Origin of the sequence: Virgibacillus sp. LDC1 (assembly GCF_025792345.1) — a bacterium.
In the GTDB taxonomy this organism is placed as follows: domain Bacteria; phylum Bacillota; class Bacilli; order Paenibacillales; family Paenibacillaceae; genus Paenibacillus_AQ; species Paenibacillus_AQ lautus.
Map to the genome: position 1 here is coordinate 1,499,735 of NZ_JAOXLZ010000001.1, position 18,457 is coordinate 1,518,191.

The window sequence follows — 18,457 nt, forward strand, 5'->3', positions numbered from 1 at the left end:
AAGCAAGTTTCCGGGGCTGCTTCCTTTGTCTAATGTGACAGGAATGTAAGGTAGAGGGGGAAGTTGTAAGCTAAAGTAAAGGTGACCTGTATTAAGATTAGGATAAGCAATCATGATTTCGAAATCGTGCTGATATTGTTTCATATTGATAACCAGGAAGGATAGATCAACATGAAAATGGTAGTGAACGCGGCTCAGGTACGAAAGGTTTATGGCGTGAAAGGAAATGTCTATACCGCCTTGGATGATATCGATTTGACCGTGCAGGAGGGAGAGTTCGTGGGGATCATGGGGCCGTCGGGCGCAGGCAAATCGACGTTGCTCCACGTGATTGCGACGATCGATCAGCCTACCTCCGGAGACGTTGTCATTGACGGGGTCGACGTGCTGAAGATGGATGAGGAACAACTATCCGCTTTTCGCCGGGATAAACTGGGATTCATTTTTCAAGATTACAATTTGCTGGACACTTTAACGGTGAAGGAGAACATCTTGCTGCCCTTGGCGCTGGCCAGGATGGATGTCAAAGAACTGGAGCAGAGGGTGGGGGAGATCGCGGAGAAATTCGGCATCACCCCGATTCTGGACAAATACCCGTATCAGATTTCCGGAGGTCAAAAACAGCGGACGGCGGCTTCACGCGCCATGATATCCGGTCCCAGCCTGCTGCTGGCCGATGAGCCGACCGGCGCTCTGGACTCGAAATCGGCGACCGACCTGCTGGAGAGCCTGAAGGATCTGAATGAATATGATCAGGCAACGATTCTGATGGTCACTCATGACACGTTTGCGGCAAGCTATTGCAAGCGCGTGCTGTTTATTAAGGACGGTCGCATTTTCACGGAACTGACGAAAGGCGAAACATCCCGCAAACACTTTTTCAAAAAAATATTGGATGTATTGACCGCTCTGGGGGGGAATGCAAGTGACCTTGTTTGACATCGTGAAAAAGAACATGAAAGGGAACTTCAAAAACTACTCGATCTATTTCATTTCCATCCTGTTCAGCGTCATCATCTATTATACTTTTCTTTCTTTGCAATACAGCCAAGAAATTGCGAGTTCAATCGAATCGTCGCAGAGCATGCAATCCGTCTTCATGATAGCGTCCATCCTATTGATTGTGTTTGTTGCCGTCTTTATCCTATACTCCAACCGTTTTTTTTCGAGACAGCGTAAAAAGGAAGTAGGCTTGTACGCGTTACTTGGTTTGCCCAAAAAAAAGATCGGAAAAATGCTGTTTTATGAAAACCTGATCATTGGGGTGACGGTTTTAATCATAGGAATCATGATCGGCACTTTGTTGTCCAAGCTGTTTGCCATGATATTAATCAAGCTGCTGGGGACGCCGGTACAGGTAGGCATGGCTTTCTCCCTTCGCGCGCTGGTTCATACGCTCATCGTGTTCATGGTGATTATTTTGGCGACATCGATCCAAGGCTATCGATTGATCTACAGCTTTAAACTCATCGAATTGTTTCGCGCGGAGCAGGAAGGGGAGCAGGAACCGAAAGCGTCATTTCTCTCGGCGGTGGGTGCAGTCCTCTGTCTGGCTGCGGGATACGGATTCGCCTTCCGCGATTTTTCCGTCACCGAAGAAATCCTAGTCAATCTGAGCGTGATGACCGTCGGTATTGTAGCTGGAACGATTCTGCTCTTTTCCTCCTTGGTCATTGTCTTGTTAAGAACCGCCAAGAAGAGAAAACGAAGTTACTATAAAGGCATGAATCTGGTCATCACCTCTAATTTGGTGTACCGGATTAAAGGAAACGCTCGTTTGTTAAGCGTCATTTCCCTGTTATCCGCTGCGGCTTTGTGCGCCTTCAGCGTCGGATTAGGTGCGTATTTCACTTTTGACAAAACATCGAAGCTCACAGCACCGTTTAGCTACATGTATATTGCCCAGGACCATGCCTTTAATCAGAAGGTAGACGATGTCATACGCGGGGATGAAGCGCATCCGATTATAGCGCAAATGACGATTCCGGTGCTGGAGACGAAAGGGGAGGCTTCCGATCCCGAGATCTTTCCGGAGAGAATGATCGAAGCAGATAATACCCCGCTCAAAGTGGTTTCAATCGATCAATACAACCAGGTGGCCAAGGCACTGCGTCTCCCGAAAATGGATTCGATCGAACAGGATGAAGCTGTTGCGATCCGGCCCATGTATACGGACTATGAATGGTCGGATTATGAAGGCGAAACGATCGACATCGAATTGCCTGATCAACGGATAACCCTTGCTTTTGCGGGGATGACCGAAGAACGAATCATCCATTGGAGTTATCCGGATGTGATGATTGTTGTAAGTAACGGCACGTACGACAACATCGAGGCGCAAGTTTCGCCGACCCGCTATGTCGGTTATTCCGTGCAGGAACAGAAGACGACGAAGCACACGGCCGATGCGCTCGCGGCGCTGAAGACACCGGAATCGAACTTGTCTTCTTTTTATTCCGAATACCGGCTAGGAATCGAAGAAGCGGCCTTTAATGTGTTTATATTGGGATTTCTCGGGCTCGTTTTTGTCATGGCGACAGGAAGCATGATCTATTTCAAGCAATTGACCGAAGCGGCGGCAGACAAACCTCGGTTCGATATTCTTAAAAAAATCGGCGTAAGCGGAAAAGAAATCAGCATGGCCATTATCAAACAGAACGCTTTCATTTTTGCTTTGCCGCTCGCGATCGGGCTTGCTCACTACATGGTCATCCTGCAATTGTTGAAAAGGTTATTCAGCAATATGGCAGGCGCCAGTCTCATGCTGCCCATCCTGATCTGCGTCGCTGTGTTTGTCCTGATCTATTCGGTTTATTATGTGCTCACGGTCAACTCCATCAGCAGGATCGTCCATGGAAAAGCGGCCCCCGTGGTAAGAATTGCGGCTATTGCAATCATGGTCTGTCTACTGGTTCTGATTGGCATATTCTTAAGCACGGAAACCCCGACATCGCAGGATGAGAGGGGGCAGGCAGAGAAAATCCAGTTACAGCTTCCGAAACCTACTGGAGAATATTCTGTGGGGACGATGGAGATGCACTTCAAGGATGACAACCGGGTGGACCCATGGAAACAGGATAGAGACAGGGAGCTGATGGTCAGCATATGGTACCCTGCTTCGGGGAAAAGCGAGCAGAAGGCTTTGTACATGCAGCCCGGGGCAGCAAAGTATTACGATGAAAACACGATTTCAACGATCGGAGTGGATCCGGGGAGGGTCGATCTATCCGGTATCGGGACACATTCTTGGGTGAATGCACCTCCAGTGAACAACAGGGAGGGGTGGCCTATCCTCATCTACACACCTGGAGGATCTGTTCCAAGAAACTTCGGGACGGCTGTAGTCGAAGATTTGGCCAGCAGAGGTTATGTGGTTGTTGCCGTCGATCATACGTATGAAGCCTCTGCGGTCCAATTTCCTGATGGACGTGTGGCAACCGAGTTATTACCGTCTTTCAGCGCAGAAGTGATACTGAAGATGCTAGAGGTAAGAGTGGATGATATCCAATATGTGTTGGACCAACTTGAACTCATTAAGGAAGGCCGTCATCCAGGCGATCAACCTTTACCCGCTGGACTTCAAACAACATGGAACCTGTCAAAGATCGGAATATTCGGACATTCCGCCGGCGGGGCTACCTCTGCTCAGGTGATGTATGAGGATGACCGGGTTGACGCAGGCATCGATATGGATGGAACGATGGGCCACATGCCCGATAACCCGCTGCCGGTGGCGCAGCACGGATTGGATCGCCCGTTCATGCTCATGAATTCAGGCTACAATAAGGAGGGCGAGGTCGATTCCCATCTTACCGCGATGGACCGTCAATCGTTCTGGCAGCATTCGACCGGGTGGAAGCTCGATTTAAGCATACCCGAGGGAGCACATTATACGTTTACAGATTATCAGTCGCTTCTCCCACAGCTTCAAGAGAAGCTAAGTCTTTCGCCGCGAGTTGTCCAGCAGTTTATCGGAACAGCTGACCCACAGCAGACGATCGCTGCCCATCGAGATTATGTCGCTGCCTTTTTCGATTTTCATTTAAAGGGTGCTCCACAGCCACTGCTGGACTCCCCGTCTGCAGACTATCCTATGGTTGAATTTATTAAATAATGTCGAGCCTGAAGCGCCGTGGCGCTGCTGGCCGCACAAATTAAACACACTTGCGAAGTCGCCATTTTGGCGGCTTTTTTTATGAGATAAGAAAGTATAACTTCGGGGGCGTAACCATCCTTAACTCGCAAGAAAAGCTTCAGCTAAACGCGGTCTGTCTACTTAGAATGTACGTCGATAGACGTTTTTCTTCTCGATATCAGTTCATGACCTGAACTAATAAGAATGATTACGATTTTCTGAAAATGATTGACATAAACGTATAATCGGGATAGAGTATATTTTGTTAATCGTAAAAATTACGAATAATATTACCTCTGAAGACCAAACGCAAGATTGGTAGCTTAGAGACAAACTTATCATCGGGAGGGGAAGTAAATCCATGTACTTCAGATTCAACCAACGCAAGAAAACAGCTTATGTCGTAGCTGTCAGTTCATTTCTCTTATTCTTCACATTCATCATGTCAGCTTGTGGGGGGAATGAGACTTCCAGCAGTCCGGAAACCAAGCAAAGTGACAATGCATCAATATCGGTACCGTCCGATACCGATACTTCCGCAGTTCAGGAAGATTACATAACATTCCAGGATGCGACGGATCGCACTATTACGCTTCAGCAGCAGCCTGAGCGCATCGTCGTGCTATCGCCCGAATTCCTTGATCTATTATACGAGGTCGGCGGAGAGGCAGTAGGACGGATGGAGGCTACCGGCGTTTCGATTCCTGAACAGGCTGAAGCGATATCGTCCGTTGGCAGCGTCAGCCAGATCAACCTGGAACAAGTTGTAGCGCTCAGACCTGATCTGGTTATCGGGCAGGTACGGTTTCATAAAGAGCTTGTACAATCGCTCGAGAGCAGCGGGATTCCTGTAGCCTTGATGAGTCTGTCCAGCTATGAGGATATGAAGTCCAAAGCCGAATGGATGGCGAAGATAGCGGGTACGGAAGAGCAGCTCCCGGAAAAGCTTGAAGCCCTGGATGTGCAGGTAAACGAAATACTGGCAAAATTGCCGGATGAGGATCGTACCTTTATCAATCTGAATGTCACGCCGGGTGGAATTTCGATTCAGAAGAATGGCACATCGGGTCTCGAAATTGCAAAGATGTTGGGTCTGACCAACGCTGCCGAGAATCTGGAATCGTCGCCTAACAGTCCAACCACGACGCCCTACAGTATGGAGACGCTTGTGAAGCAGAATCCGGATTATATCTTTTTGATTATCCACGGACAAAAGACCGTTGGCGAGAAGAAGATTAAAGAGGAGCTTGAGAACAATCCGGCATGGGCCTCCATCGGAGCCGTCAAGAAGCAGCACGTCATTGTCGTACCATCCGATCTGTTTCTTACCAATCCGGGGCTTCACTATGATGAGTCTTTGGCGTATTTAGCCAAGCTGGTGTATCCGGAGATTTTCGGTGATGGTGAATAAAAGGGTCCGTCATGTATCCCTGATCATTATTTTCACGATCGCCGCAGTTTCGGCGTGCTTGATCAGTATAGCTACAGGGGCCGTCATGATTCCGCTTCGGGACATTATCACGGGTATCCTGCATCATGAACTGCCTGGGATGAATCGGGATATTATCTGGAACATCCGGCTTCCGCGGACGCTTGTTGCGATGCTTGTAGGCGCGAACCTGGCGGTCTCCGGGGCGCTATTGCAAGGCGTCATGCGCAATCCTCTGGCTGACCCCCATATTATCGGGGTCTCCAGCGGAGCCGGATTATTCGGGATTTTCCTGCTTGTTGTTGTACCACAGTATGATTACTTACTGACGCCCGCAGCATTTCTTGGAGCGACTCTCGCCGCGTTCATTATCTATCTCTTGTCATGGAAGGATGGCGTAAGCCCTCTGCGAATCGTTCTGTCCGGGGTGGCTGTCTCAGCCTTTCTTGGATCCGGGATTTCGGCGATGCTTACCTTTTACAGCGATCGGGTGCATGGTGCCCTGATCTTCATGGTCGGCGGGCTTGCCGCCAAAAGCTGGCCGGATCTCTCGACCATACTGCCATACTCGCTTATCGGCCTTCTCCTGGCGATGATCTTCTCCAAGCAGATGAATATTATGATGCTGGGTGACGTCAACGCACGGAATTTGGGGACGCGGGTAGAGCTGTCCCGTTTATTGATAACCGCAATAGCCACGCTGCTCGCAGCCAGCGCCGTCAGCATCGCGGGCTTGCTTGGATTCGTTGGGCTGATCATTCCACACATCGCCAAGCTGCTTGTTGGCGGAGATTACCGGATTCTCATCCCGTCCTCTGCTTTGCTAGGCGCTGCCGTCCTGACGTTCTGCGACACGCTGGCAAGAATGATGTTCACGCCGATTGAGCTTCCGGTTGGAATCATCATGGGGGTGTTAGGCGCACCCTTTTTCCTTTATCTGTTAAGGAGGAGGAAAGCATGACACGTTTGGAAACTCGCGATCTTTCGCTGAAATATCAGGATAAGTTTATCATTCAACATCTGGACATCTCCTTTGAGGCGGGATCCGTATACAGCATTATCGGGCCGAACGGGTGCGGAAAGAGCACATTGCTTAAAGCACTTGCGCGCCAGCTGAAGCCCGCAGGAGGGCAGGTTCTGCTTGATAGCAAGGCGTTATCCGAGTTGAACGGGAAGGATGTGGCCAGGCAGCTGTCCTATATGGCCCAATCGCAAGAGCCCATTGAAATCACCGTGAAGGAATTGGTCGGATACGGAAGAACGCCGCACCAGCCTTACTGGAATCATGTTAGCGCCAGGGACCGTGAGATCACGGATTGGGCATTGAAGGCAACCGCTCTTACGCCTTATGAGGATCGACTTCTGCATACGCTGTCTGGCGGGGAAAGACAGAGGGCGTGGATTGCCATGGCTCTGGCTCAGCAGCCCGGCGTGCTGCTTCTGGACGAGCCGACCACTTATTTGGACATTGCCCATCAATTAGAGATTTTGGAGCTGGTACGGGGATTGAATCAACAATTAAAGATGACCGTCATCATGGTTCTGCATGATATGAATCACGCTTCGATCTACTCGGACTATATCCTGGCGATGAAATCAGGAAAGGTGGAAGGCTATGGCTCACCATCCGAGGTCTTGACGCCGGATCTGCTGGGCAGGGTGTTCGGTGTTGAAGCTTCCGTGGAAACCGACCCGGCTCGTGACAAGCCCATTTGCCGGATTACCGGATTAATCAAGAAATAAGGAGGCGAACGCAATGGAACATATAGATCAGCAATATCCCTTTACAGCCATTGTCGGCCAATCCAGAATGAAGCTGGCTCTCGTTCTGAATGTCGTGAATCCGAAGCTCGGGGGCGTTCTGATTCGAGGGGAGAAAGGAACGGCGAAATCAACCACAGTACGTGCCTTATCGGGGCTTGTGCCTGATCTGAACGTTGTCAATTTGCCGGTGAGTGCGACGGAAGACCGGGTAGTCGGTGCTTTAGACATCGAGCATGCGATCAAGCAGGGAGAAAAGAAATTTGAACCCGGATTGCTGGCTGCGGCCCACGGCCATATTTTATACGTCGATGAGATTAATCTGCTCGATGATCATATTGTGGATGTGCTTTTGGATGCAGCTGCCATGGGGGTTAATACCGTTGAGCGAGAAGGCATCTCCTATTCTCATCCGTCACGGTTCCTTTTGGTAGGGACGATGAATCCCGAAGAAGGGGACCTGCGTCCGCAGCTATTGGACCGTTTTGCGCTGTCGGTGGAGATCGGCGGGGAAAGGGACGTTCAAGAGCGCGCGCTTGTAATCCGCAGACGATTGGAATATGAACGTGACCCTGCTGCATTTGCTGCGCGATATGAGCCGGAGCAGAAGCGGGTGTTGAACCAGATCCTACAAGCCCGGGACCGTCTGGACCATATCCCGATCTCGGACGATGTGCTCGAGCTGGCAGCGAAAATCGGCATTGCACTGGAGGTGGAAGGACACCGTTCCGACATCACCCTTATCAAAACAGCGGTTACTCTGGCTGCCTGGCAAGGGAAGGGGACTGTAAGCAAGGAGCATATGCAAGAAGCGGCGTACTTGGTTTTGCCTCATCGCATGAGACGGCAGCCGTTTGAAGATACCGGCGGCATTGAACAGCGATTACAGGCGATGCTGACATCAGTTGAATGGGTACCGTCATGATAACGGAAGAGTTGAAGAGCGCCGCTCCAGTTTACCCATTCAGTGCGATTTTGGGCCAAGAGAGGGCCAAACGAGCGGTACTGCTATTTCTTGTCAATCCAGCGATCGGAGGCATTCTCATTAATGGCCATCCCGGGTCGGGTAAAAGCGCTCTGCTGCACGCGGCCTCTTCTTTGGTCAGGCCGCGCCGAATGATATCCATACCTGTCAACGTTACGCCGGACCGGTTGCTCGGCGCTTTGGATATGGCAGCCGCCATGAAAAGCGGAAAGCTGGTGCTTGCTTCAGGATTGCTGGAAGATGCCGATGGACAGCTTCTGCTTGCGGATCATATGAATCTAATACCTGAAGCGATTTTGAAGGAGATTGTCAGCGCGCTGTCTACGGGCTGGATTAATCTGCAAAGAGAAGGGGTATCCGCGGTTCGGAGAAGCGGTTTCATGCTGCTTGCAGCTATGGACCCCAATGAAAGCAGCGTATCGCCTCCCCTACTGGACCATTTTGGTTATAGCGTTACGTTGGACGATATCCGCGATCCCATATCTAGAGCAGAAATTATTCGCCGAAGTCTTCAGTTTGAGCGTGATCCATCGGCGTTCCAGAACCGATATCGGCCACAAGATGAAACGCTGCGTCTTCGCGTCGAAGCCTCCGCACAATCTCTTACCCAGGTCCAGGTGTGCGCTGACATGATTCAATTGTCAGCCTCCATCGCTAGAGAAGCTGGCATCAGCAGCTCCCGAGCTGAACTTAGTCTCATTGAAGGGGCAAAGGCTGCCGCCGCATGGGATGGTCGTACCGAGGTCACTTCGGCCGACATCCGGGAGATAGCAGAATTTGTGCTTCCCCACAGAATGAGACATGCAATGGAGAAACCCCGTGCTTCTAGCGGCGGCTCGCCGGACCAAGGTAACAATAAGCAGCCGGAGCAATCGCTTGAGGATCATGCTCGCTCTTCTCACATGCCTCCGCAGAAAAGTCCTGAGCAAAAATGGAATCCCCATAATCCCGGCAACGATTCTTCTGCCAGCCACGACGCAAATAGCCGATCGACAGATCAGCAAGCGGATGATCGACAGCGCGTATCAGATTGTTTGGAGGAACGGGTCCTGCTGCCTGACGAAACGTATAAAATTAAGCCGTTGCAGCTCGAAGGGATGCGTAAGATCGATCATGAGGGATCGGGTAAACGAAATAAATCCCGTGCCAACCAGAAGAAAGGCAGAGCTATGGGGTATATGTATCCGAGCAGGAACCTGCGAACCGACGTGGCTTTTGATGCCACGATCCGCGCGGCGGCTCCCTATCAGACGATCCGAACCAAAAGAAAGGGAGTGGCGTTTGCCATTGAGTTTGATGATTTGCGTCAAAAGAAAAGGGAGAATCGGGTTGGGGCAACCTTACTGTTCGTTGTTGACGCCAGCGGCTCCATGGCGGCTCGAAAGCGAATGACCGCCGTCAAAGGTGCTATTCTGTCTCTGCTGCAGGATGCTTATGAGAAGAGAGATCGAATTGGCATGATCGCCTTCAGAAACAACGGAGCCGAGCTCATTCTCCCGGTAACGCGCAGCATCGAAGCCGCGTCCAAACAACTTCGGGAAATTCCCACAGGTGGAAAGACGCCTCTGGCAGACGGGCTTGTCCATGCGTACAAGGTGCTCCATACGGAGAAACGCAGAAATAACGATACGCTGCCGATCATGATTATCGTAACGGATGGCCGAGCCAATGAAAGCTCCATCGGATTAACCGCGTATGCTGATATTTGGAACGAATGTCTGGAGGCAGCAAAGCTGATCCACGCCGCCGGGATTCGCTGTCTGGTGCTTGATACAGAGCAGGGATTTGTCAAATTGGGACGTTCGAGAGAACTGGCTGATGCTTTAGGTGCGGAATACAGATTCCTTGACCACGTAGATGACAAAGGGATTGCAAGGGCCGTCCGCGCCACCATGAAATGAACCGAAATCGCGTTAAATATAGAGGGGAGGCGACAGGAGTGAAGATCGCTGTTTTGACGACATCGCATGCAGCGATGAGGGATTTGTCGCAGCTATATAAGAAATGGGACGCATCTCTTCGCAGTCGTCTATCGTTATCCGTGTTTAATATAGAAGGAACGTTATCGGAAGAAGAATGGAAACGGCTGAAAGCAAAGGTAGAAGAAGCGGAGTTCATTATTCATGATCCGCACGGCACGCCAGCTCTAACCCTTTCCCGCATTCATGATCTTTGTGCAGGTCTTGAGGCCGAGCAGGTGATTCTAGGAGGAAATGCGGATGGGATTCAAGATTTGTTCCGATTGGGCTCGCTGCGTTATGAAGATATTGCCGGCAGCGGTCATCGGGGGGATCCGTCGGCTTCTTTCGTTCAGGTTGATAAAAGACAAGATCTTGAGCATTACCAAACCTTACTCGAATACTGGAGACATTCAGGTATCGACAATTTGGAGCATATGCTTGGCTGCATCGCTACAACCATTGGCAAGGTAACGGATTGGCCACCGGTGGAACGGCCCTTTGTTCTAGAGACGTTAGGTATTTACGACCCCTTCTTGAAGCGATCGTATGAATCTTTGAAGGCGTATCAGACCTTCGCACCCGTTCGGAACAATGTGCCGACGGTAGCCGTACTTTTTATGGGGTACAGCTATCCGCTCCATACCGGGGAAATCGTTGGCGGAATCATACAGGACCTTCGAAAATTTGCGAACGTCCTACCCATCGCACTCACTTCCTTGGTACGCGTCGATCCCCAACGGCTGCGAAATTTACTGATGCAAGGAGGCGCCGAGGGCGGGAAGATCGATCTGATCGTAAATTTTGTTCCGTTCCGGCTTGGCGCGGGACCAACCGGAGGGAAGAGCAATGAGATCCTATCCTTATTAAAGGATGTTGAAGCGCCGATGTTCCATCCGTTCTTCTTAACACGAAGGGAACGGGAAGAATGGGAAGGCTCGCTGCAGGGTTTATCGCCTTCCGAATTTTTGGTCCAAATGATGCTGCCCGAACTTGACGGGAGCATCGACATGCTTCCGGTTGCCGCATTATCCGGCCGTGAATACGATGAGGAAATGCAGCTGCATACGAAGGAACTGCAGGTCATAGAGGAACGAGCGCAGCGATTGATCAGCCGGGTTAAGCGATATCTGGACCTTCGAACCAAGCAGCCATCCGAAAAGCGTATTGCCATCATCGGCTATAACTATCCTCCCGGGGAGGGGCATTTATTTCAGGCATCGTTTCTGGATACGTTCGAATCCATATCCCGAATCGCGACAGCGATGAAAGATCACGGATACACGACAGAGGTTTTTACCGGAGCTGAATTAAGGGAGCGCTTCATTCGGGAGGGAGCAGTCAATTCCGGAGTCTGGACGGACGAGCGTTGGTCCGTTGAGCTTCCTAAGTTCGACAATAAGGCCTATGAGCAGAATAATAAGGTGTTTGCCAATCGAAGGAACGCGCTTATTTCGCAGTGGGGTGAGGCGCCGGGCAATATCATGACAACGGAGGATGGCGCATTCAAAATCCCTGGTTTGCTCACCGGAAACCTGTTTATCGGGGTTCAGCCCAGCCGGGGCGTTCACGAGCATCCCGAGGCTGCTTACCATGATAAGAGCCTCCTTCCGCACCATCAGTATTTAGCCTTTTATCAATACATTCGGGACGAATTCAAGGCGGATGCCATCCTGCATGTGGGAACCCACGGTACCATTGAGTTTCTAGAGGGGAAAGAGAGCGGAATGTCCGGTGATTGTTTGCCGGATGCCCTAATTCAAGATCTTCCGCATTTTTATGCGTATTATGTTGGCAATCCGTCCGAGGCAATGATTGCGAAGCGAAGATCGCATGCGGCCTTGATCGGCTATCAATCCCCGCCCTTCGCGACAAGTGGATTATATGGCGAATATGCCGGGCTTGAAGCGATGCTGCATGAGTACCGGGAAACGGAACGGCTGAATCCAATGCGTCTTCCCGACGTAAAGAAGAGGATACAGGACCAAGCTGCATCGCTTTCGATGGAAACGGCTGATCTGGAAGAGCTCGAAATCGAGCTGTATCGGATTCGAAGATCCATGATCCCGAACGGCCTGCATGTTGTCGGTGAGGGCTACGACCATGAACAAGCGGCAGGGCATATGAAAATGGTTGTGAGCCATGATCAGGGAACGCTTGGTTCACTGCAAAGAGTATTTGCAGCTTCCATGGCATGGGATTATGATGACCTGCTGGAAAACAGGGACATTGAAAGACTGCAACAACTGGATGCGAGTGTGGAAAATGCCGTGTTATCCTTCATTCAAAATGAAATGATCCCAGAGCCACCGCCGCTGCCGGATGAAATGATGGCACGCTGGAAGGACATTTGGAATACTGGCTTAACGGCTTATCATTCCACCAAAGCGGATATGGAGCTTAAGAACCTGCTGCGGGCACTGGATGGGGCATATTTACCGGTTAGTCTAGCCGGCGATAGCATTCGCAATCCGGAGGTCTTGCCGTCCGGGAACAATCTGGTTCAGTTTGATCCGAGATCCATTCCAAGCCGGACGGCGGCTGCAAGCGGTTCGAAAACCGCCGAGAATACCCTGAAGCTGTACTATAAAGCCCATCAGACATATCCTAAAACGACGGCACTCGTGATGTGGGGGCTGGAAACTTCGCGAACCCAAGGGGAGACGCTAGGCCAGATTCTGGCTTATCTCGGCGTCAGGATCAAGGAACGGGGACATTCCATGCATATGGGATATGAAATCATTCCACTTTCCGAGCTGAACCGACCGCGAATCAATGTAGTCGTGCATATCTGTGGATTTTTCCGCGATATGTTTCCGGACCAGCTGTCAACGCTTCATCGCATTTTTAGAGAAGTATCCGAGCTGGAGGAGCCGCTGGATCAAAATGGGTTCAAACAGCACTCGGAGTTACTGTACCGACAGCTGCGCAATGCCGGCGCCGGGCACGACGAGGCTTGGGACTTGGCATGCGCCCGTATTTACGGTCCTGCCGAAGGGGAATACGGAACGTCTGTAACCAAGCTGATCGAGACCAAACAGTGGGAAGAGGAAAGCCAGCTTGGGACGGCATTTATGAGCAGCCTGAAGCATGTGTACAGTTCCAACCACAGAGGCAAGGAAATGCTTGAGCTGTATCAGTCCAACTTGGCTGCCGTGGATATCGTTTCGCAAATCCGGAGCAATCATGAACACGAAATTACGGATTTGGACCATTATTACGAATTTTTCGGAGGGCTGGCGAAATCGGTTGAGATCGTCAAGGGCAGTCGAGCGGAAATGTATATCACCGATACCACGCGCGAGCAGGCATTAACGGAGGAAGTGCGCAAATCGATACAGCGAGGCGTTCGAACCCGCTTGCTCAATCCCAAGTGGATGGACGGATTGCTGAAGCATGAATATCACGGTGTACAGAACATAGCCGACCGGACGGAAAATTTGCTCGGTCTGGCAGCAACAACGAACCAGGTGGACTCCTGGATTTTCTCATCGGTTCACAAGGAATATGTTGCGGACGAACAGCGCAGCAAGCAAATGCGGGACAATAACCGTTCGGCATATCACCATATGCTGGAAACTCTGCTGGAGAGCCATCAACGGAACTATTGGAACGCATCGGAGGATGAATTGGGTGTGTTGCGGGATCGTTATTTGGAGCTTGAAGGAGATCTGGAAGGCGGTACCTAGGTCGTAAAGTTGAAGATAAACTATGTCACAACCGGGATAGCAGGGATGATATCATCCCTGTTTTTTCTTTTTTTGGTTCAAGATTAGCATCATCCTTATATTCGGCTATTGTTATGTTTTTGCCACAATTATTCTCGAATATCAATAGAAAAAACAGTATAATAAAAACAAACAAAACTAAACAAAAACATTCGGATAAGGCGGTGGCAGGGATGAATCAGAATTTTTTGCATCCGGCAGATCAGCTCCTTCAATTTATCAATCGTATTTACAACCATGGCATGACGACCACGTCCGGGGGCAATCTGTCTATCAGGGACCAGAACGGAGATATTTGGATCACGCCGGCCGGGGTGGACAAAGGCTCTTTAACCCGGATGGATATGGTATGCGTGAAGGAGAACGGCACGGTCCTGGGCATTCACAAGCCGTCCAGCGAGTTTCCGTTTCACAGGCTTATCTATCAAGCCCGTCCGGACTTGAAAGCGATCATTCACGCCCATCCGCCCGCACTGGTTTCGTTCAGTATCGTCCGGCGCATTCCGGATACCAGGCTGCTTCCGAACGAACGGCAAATTTGTGGCGAGATCGGGATCGCGCCTTACGCCCTGCCTGGAAGCGAGCAGCTCGGGGAGAACATTGCGGCTGTTTTCAAGCGCGGGATCGACACGGTTATGCTGGAGAACCATGGCGTTGTGGTTGGAGCTGGGGACCTTTCTCAAGCGTTTAACCGGTTTGAAACCCTGGACTTCTGTGCGCGGCTGGAGATCGAGGCGCGTCGACTCGGAAATCCCGTCCTGCTGACCGATGAGGATTACGATACCGTCCGCAACAAAAGCACGCTGCAGCTGGATACGTATATCTACGACACCTGCACGTCGGAGGAAAAAGAAATCCGCCGAGAGATGTGCGCACTCATGCGGCGTGCGTATAAACAAGGTTTGTTCACAAGCACGCAGGGCACCTTTTCCCATCGATTGTTTGGAAATGATTTTGTCATCACACCCTACGGCAAAGACCGCAACGATCTGGAACCGGGTGACCTTGTCCGTATTGAGAACGGTAAAGTCGAGGCTGGCAAACAGCCGAGCAAGTCTGTCTTTCTCCATGAAGCGATCTACCAAATGCAGCCGCATGTCCATTCGGTCATTATCGCGCATCCTCCCAACATCATGGCATTTGCCGTAACCGATACCGCATTCGATTCAAGAACGATTCCGGAGAGTTATATCTTGCTTCGCGGAATGCCAAAGCTTCCTTTTCATGCGGTTTACAATGAACCTGAGCGTACCGCTTCGCTGTTTAAAGCCGATACGCCGATTGCCATTGTAAATAATAATTGTGTAATTGTTACCGGTCAGAGCCTGCTCAACGCGTTTGACCGATTGGAAGTTGCCGAGTACAGCGCCAAGTCCATTCTGTCGGCAAGAACGCTCGGCAATGTTATCCACATCGATGACGACCGGATTCGCGAGCTTGAAGCAGCGTTTCATCTAGAATAAGAAGATCATGGGATACCTCAGCTGTACCAAGGCTGCCGCGGGAATAGAGCGGCAGCCTTTCGTTTGTTCTGGCTTGAAGCATGGAAGTTGGTATTTACAATAATAGCGAAGATGTCTATTATATATATAGACAAAACGTAAATACGTTTATAAATATTTAGAAATGAGGAGAGACCATGGAAAACCCTGCTTCTACAAATCATAAACCCGTGATGATGTCGGATAACTATGGGAAAGTGGATGGACGTTTCGCATATAAGACAGATGTAAGAGCCCTATCTTTGGGATTGAGCGGGCAGAATGAGGATGGCAAGGCGCATATTGCCGCCAAAGTATGGAGAACTGCCGAGGGACAAGGGATTGGATCTTCGGATGAGATCCCCATCCATCGAATTCTAGATTTGTCCATTCTCATTTGCAGTGCCCTGACCCATTTTAGCGAAGCCTATAGATATGAACATTTATATGATCCACAACATCCTGTGATCGACCGGATCGGATTGCAGGGGAACGCCATGACGGTGGCTGTTTGTACGGATAACGAAGAGATTCATGAGGATATCAAGCTGTTCAACGAGTCATTGAGCGATAACGGTGAGATGATTGGAGAACGTCTGCGCACTTTAACGAGAATGTTAGAGGAATTGGGTTATGCACGATGAGAAACCCGTCGAACGGGGAGTTAAGAGCGTTTTCCCGTGTTCAGAGTTAACGAGAGTTTGGAGGTGAGCGGTCATGAACGACCAGAATGACAATGAATCTTGCGTGCTGTCTCCTGGGAGAGAATGGACTGACGAAGAAAAGAGCCTTGTCTGGAAAAAACCATTAACGCATAAAGTAAGCGAGGAAGAACGCCGAATCACGAATGAAATTAAGCGTAATTGGCATCGCGGCGAGATGAAAATCGCCAATATTCTATTGGAGGGAGATGCCGGCTCCGGAAAAACACAGCTCGCCAAGGCGCTGTCTGCAAACTTCAGGTTACCCTATACCAAAGTAACTTGTTTTGCCGATATGGATAAATCGGATATTCTTGGCGCCATTTTACCGGTTATTTCATCGGATCGAATGAAGCAGCTGGAAACCACCGACCAAGCGGCCTTGAAAGCATTATACGAAAGCGATGGCTTTCGAAGCTCGACGGAGATTTTAATGGAGGCGCTGGAGATTCCACAAGAGATGGCTGCCGCCAAGATGAAGCAATTATTGAAGCTGGCTGCGAATAACGCTCAGGATGGAGCTGTAGAGTATCGATTTTACGCTTCCGAGATCGTCAGAGCTTTTCAAAAGGGATATCTGCTGGAAATACAGGAACCGAACGTGATTCGGGATGCTGGCGTATTGATGGCATTAAATTCCGCATTGGAGCCGGGCGGCAGTCTTAATCTCCCAACGGAGATCGTGCACCGGCATCCGGATTTCATAGCCGTGATCACGGCAAACCGCAGTTATGCGGGATCCAGGCTGCTTAACGAGGCATTGCGCGACCGAGTGCAGCATACGGAGAAGATGGACCTGCCGACCAAAGAGATCATGATGGAGCGGGCAATGGCCAAAACCGGTTATCGGAACGAAGAAATGCTGGACGTGCTGGCAAGCGTCATTATTCTATTGGATAAAACGGCCCGGGCTAATGCCATTAAAGGCGTGGCTGGCATGCGCTCCTACTTCTATTGGGTGGATGCCGTTGCTCAAGGTGCGCCTGCGAGGGAGGCACTTTACCATAAAGTGATCTACAAGATAACTACCGATTCGGAAGAGATCAAACTGCTGGAAGAAGCGCTGGTAGGCGAAGGCTTATTGGATACGTTGGAGGAAGTCCCGATTGAAAATAATAAAAAGCGGAATGCAGATGCAGTGGAGATCACGACATGGGGCAGCGATATAGACCCGGACTCCACTTCTGATGGGGAAGCCGAGGAAGAAGGGCTCCGGTTAAAAAAGTCCGCTGAAAGCGAAAACAGCACAACCATCCTCGCGGATGAGTCAGCGGATATGGAGAGTACGGATTCAGGGGAGGACGGATCACCGCAATATCATCAGGCCAATCCCGCACCCATGTCGGAGGAGGAGAAGCAGAGGGAGCGGGACTTCCGCAAAAAACTGAATCAAGTCTCCAGAGCCATCGTGTCCGACTCGATTCATCAGACTGTTAAGCTGATCGTTCACCGTCCTGAATACGAACCGAATCAGCAGGAGGAATATTCGAGTCTGAGTAAGGGCCTTATGCCCATCGTTCGGGAAATCGCCAGAAAGACGCTGCCGCTATTGGAGCATGAGATCACCGCGGAATATGCCAAAAACCATTACTATGGTTCTTAATCTCAGGCTGACAGCGTGGCCTATCGCGATTTCAAGTATTTTGCCAAGAAACGTCCTCCGACGGAATCCCCTGGTCTTGTGGTCGGTTTGAGGGTGGATGAATCCGCATCGATGGCTGCTTTCGGTAGATTAGAGGCGGCCAAGCGGGCGGTCATTGCTGTCTATGAATTCTGCCAAATTTGCCATATTCCTGTTTTAATTTACGGGGATACTGCGGATGTTTCCCGTTTGGAACAAATGTCCATCTTCGCATATGCCGATTATGATCAACCGGATGTTCGGGATCGGTTCAGGTTGATGGGGATCCGTGCCAGAAGTAATAATCGGGATGGTATGGCTTTAAGAATTATGGCGGAACGGTTAGCAGCTTCACCGAAGCAAACCAAGCTGTTGATCAGCATCAGCGACGGGCAGCCAAAAGCCATGGAAGACTATACAGGAAATCTGGCTATTCAGGACATGCAGCAGACGCTATCCGAATACGAAAGAAAAGGAGTCAAATTTTTGGCGGCCGCCATCGGTCAAGACAAGGATGTCATTAGTCAGATCTATGGTGCCGAGAGGTTTTTGGATATGACCAACCTGAATGAACTGCCAGCGAAATTGGTGCGCATCATTTCCCGGTACTTGTAAGTTCATACTGAACAGCTTCCGCCTGCGTGTCCTTGTGACATGC

The 18,457-nt window shown here is 50.4% G+C and carries 12 protein-coding genes; all 12 read left to right on the forward strand.

All coding sequences use genetic code 11. The features are described from left to right. Positions 1-171 precede the first annotated feature (171 nt). The 12 genes from OHJ21_RS06835 to OHJ21_RS06890 all read left to right on the forward strand — a co-directional run bounded on the left by OHJ21_RS06835 (position 172) and on the right by OHJ21_RS06890 (position 18,414). The gene (locus tag OHJ21_RS06835; RefSeq protein WP_486019631.1) at positions 172-939 is read left to right on the forward strand and encodes an ABC transporter ATP-binding protein; all 768 of its coding nucleotides are present in this window, start codon (positions 172-174) and stop codon (positions 937-939) included. A 4-nt stretch (positions 940-943) separates the two neighbouring features. Further along, positions 944-4,114 (forward strand): FtsX-like permease family protein, encoded by a 3,171-nt coding sequence (locus tag OHJ21_RS06840; RefSeq protein WP_486019632.1) that lies wholly within the window; start codon positions 944-946, stop codon positions 4,112-4,114. Positions 4,115-4,496: 382 nt separating this feature from the next. Beyond that, positions 4,497-5,546, forward strand: coding sequence for an ABC transporter substrate-binding protein (locus OHJ21_RS06845; protein WP_486019633.1), 1,050 nt, complete (start codon positions 4,497-4,499; stop codon positions 5,544-5,546). Continuing rightward, positions 5,536-6,525 (forward strand): FecCD family ABC transporter permease, encoded by a 990-nt coding sequence (locus OHJ21_RS06850; protein WP_100536954.1) that lies wholly within the window; start codon positions 5,536-5,538, stop codon positions 6,523-6,525. The genes OHJ21_RS06845 and OHJ21_RS06850 overlap by 11 nt, the downstream gene beginning before the upstream one ends. Then, entirely contained in the window at positions 6,522-7,307 is a 786-nt protein-coding gene (locus OHJ21_RS06855) for an ABC transporter ATP-binding protein (protein WP_486019634.1), read from the forward strand. The genes OHJ21_RS06850 and OHJ21_RS06855 overlap by 4 nt, the downstream gene beginning before the upstream one ends. A 13-nt stretch (positions 7,308-7,320) precedes the next feature. After that, positions 7,321-8,250 carry a magnesium chelatase ATPase subunit I gene (locus tag OHJ21_RS06860; protein ID WP_326115046.1) on the forward strand — a complete coding sequence of 310 codons (930 nt, stop codon included), beginning with the start codon at positions 7,321-7,323 and terminating at the stop codon, positions 8,248-8,250. Next, entirely contained in the window at positions 8,247-10,211 is a 1,965-nt protein-coding gene (locus OHJ21_RS06865) for a VWA domain-containing protein (RefSeq protein ID WP_486019635.1), read from the forward strand. The genes OHJ21_RS06860 and OHJ21_RS06865 overlap by 4 nt, the downstream gene beginning before the upstream one ends. A 38-nt stretch (positions 10,212-10,249) precedes the next feature. Then, entirely contained in the window at positions 10,250-13,957 is a 3,708-nt protein-coding gene (locus tag OHJ21_RS06870) for a cobaltochelatase subunit CobN (protein WP_486019636.1), read from the forward strand. Between the two features lie 212 nt (positions 13,958-14,169). Continuing rightward, positions 14,170-15,459, forward strand: a complete 1,290-nt coding sequence (locus tag OHJ21_RS06875) for a class II aldolase/adducin family protein (RefSeq protein ID WP_486019637.1) — start codon at positions 14,170-14,172, stop codon at positions 15,457-15,459. A gap of 176 nt (positions 15,460-15,635) precedes the next feature. Continuing rightward, complete coding sequence (locus tag OHJ21_RS06880) at positions 15,636-16,121, forward strand: DUF6530 family protein (protein ID WP_100536960.1); 486 nt, start codon at positions 15,636-15,638, stop codon at positions 16,119-16,121. 73 nt (positions 16,122-16,194) lie between these two features. Then, positions 16,195-17,781, forward strand: coding sequence for an AAA family ATPase (locus OHJ21_RS06885; protein WP_486019638.1), 1,587 nt, complete (start codon positions 16,195-16,197; stop codon positions 17,779-17,781). A 15-nt stretch (positions 17,782-17,796) separates the two neighbouring features. Then, positions 17,797-18,414, forward strand: coding sequence for a vWA domain-containing protein (locus tag OHJ21_RS06890; RefSeq protein WP_486019639.1), 618 nt, complete (start codon positions 17,797-17,799; stop codon positions 18,412-18,414). Positions 18,415-18,457 lie beyond the last annotated feature (43 nt).

What these genes read in the sequence shown, in the direction of transcription:
- OHJ21_RS06835 (WP_486019631.1), top strand. Translation starts at nt 172, where the DNA reads ATGAAAATGGTAGTGAACGCGGCTCAGGTACGAAAGGTTTATGGCGTG.
- OHJ21_RS06845 (WP_486019633.1), top strand. Translation starts at nt 4,497, where the DNA reads ATGTACTTCAGATTCAACCAACGCAAGAAAACAGCTTATGTCGTAGCT.
- OHJ21_RS06850 (WP_100536954.1), top strand. Translation starts at nt 5,536, where the DNA reads ATGGTGAATAAAAGGGTCCGTCATGTATCCCTGATCATTATTTTCACG.
- OHJ21_RS06855 (WP_486019634.1), top strand. Translation starts at nt 6,522, where the DNA reads ATGACACGTTTGGAAACTCGCGATCTTTCGCTGAAATATCAGGATAAG.
- OHJ21_RS06860 (WP_326115046.1), top strand. Translation starts at nt 7,321, where the DNA reads ATGGAACATATAGATCAGCAATATCCCTTTACAGCCATTGTCGGCCAA.
- OHJ21_RS06865 (WP_486019635.1), top strand. Translation starts at nt 8,247, where the DNA reads ATGATAACGGAAGAGTTGAAGAGCGCCGCTCCAGTTTACCCATTCAGT.
- OHJ21_RS06875 (WP_486019637.1), top strand. Translation starts at nt 14,170, where the DNA reads ATGAATCAGAATTTTTTGCATCCGGCAGATCAGCTCCTTCAATTTATC.
- OHJ21_RS06880 (WP_100536960.1), top strand. Translation starts at nt 15,636, where the DNA reads ATGGAAAACCCTGCTTCTACAAATCATAAACCCGTGATGATGTCGGAT.
- OHJ21_RS06885 (WP_486019638.1), top strand. Translation starts at nt 16,195, where the DNA reads ATGAACGACCAGAATGACAATGAATCTTGCGTGCTGTCTCCTGGGAGA.